The organism is Nonomuraea sp. NPDC049486 (genome assembly GCF_040676925.1).
Taxonomy (GTDB): domain Bacteria; phylum Actinomycetota; class Actinomycetes; order Streptosporangiales; family Streptosporangiaceae; genus Nonomuraea; species Nonomuraea ferruginea.
Genome location: NZ_JBFAPV010000051.1, coordinates 1 through 1,010, shown reverse-complemented (window position 1 = coordinate 1,010; position 1,010 = coordinate 1). Strand labels below are relative to the sequence as shown.

General features: G+C 65.2%; 1 protein-coding gene. It reads left to right on the top strand.

The window, feature by feature from the left end:
- Positions 1 to 163: 163 nt before the first annotated feature.
- Positions 164 to 1,000: a transposase family protein gene (locus AB0K05_RS44435; protein WP_271280560.1), complete on the top strand. Its 837-nt coding sequence runs from the start codon at positions 164 to 166 to the stop codon at positions 998 to 1,000.
- Positions 1,001 to 1,010 lie beyond the last annotated feature (10 nt).

Genomic DNA, 1,010 nt, shown 5'->3' with positions numbered 1-1,010 from the left:
GAGGTGATCTCAGAGAAATAATTCAGGGCGATTGGGGATTTCTGGGACGCAGGCGGTGACGTATCGGGCCTTTCGGGAGGAGTCGTCGAAGGCCGGAGATGAGCGTGGAGCCTCCGGTAGATGAGTTCTCACCACAAGAAATCCCGCCGCCGAAAGGCTCCACGTGATTGCTCATCGTGCCACGCTCGACGTCTCTCGCGCACTCGTTCACCACGTCGCCCGACTCCTGCGAGATGAACGCCGACTGCGCGGCACGCCCAAAGACAGCCGAGCCCTGACCCCGTTCCGGCAGGCAGTCATGGTGCTGTGCTGGTTCCGCGGCGAGCACGACATCCCCAAACTCGGCCGCGATCACCACGTCTCCCGGGCCACCGCCTACCGCTACATCCATGAAGGCATCGGAGTTCTCGCAGCTCAAGCACCAGATCTACATGAAGCCCTCGACCGCGCCCAAGCCGCAGGACTGGCCTATGTGATCCTCGACGGCACCCTGATCCCCATCGACCGCTGCGCCGAGCAGGCCATCAGCGTCAAGGGCGAACCCATCGACGCCTGGTACTCCGGCAAGGCTCACCACCACGCCGGCAACCTTCAAGCCCTCTCGGCACCTGACGGGCTGCCGTTGTGGATCGGCGAGGTCGAACCCGGCTCCGTCCACGACCTGTCCGCCGCCCGCACGCACGTTCTGGGCGCGCTGTACGCCGCAGCCGCAGCCGGCCTGCCCACCCTCGCCGACAGCGGCTACGACGGCGCTGGAATCGGCGTCCACACGCCGATCAGACAACCCGAAGGAAACCAGATCCTCAGCCCGGACAACCGCACCTACAACCGGCTCCTACGCGCTCTGCGCTGTCTCGGCGAACGCGGATTCGCCCTGCTCAAAGGCCGCTGGCGAACCCTCCAGCACATCACCGTCAGCCCCAGCCGAATCGGCGACATCGCCCGCGCGGCACTTGTCCTCACCCGTTTCGAGCACGACTACCTGCCGGCAATTCGCTGAGATCACGTCA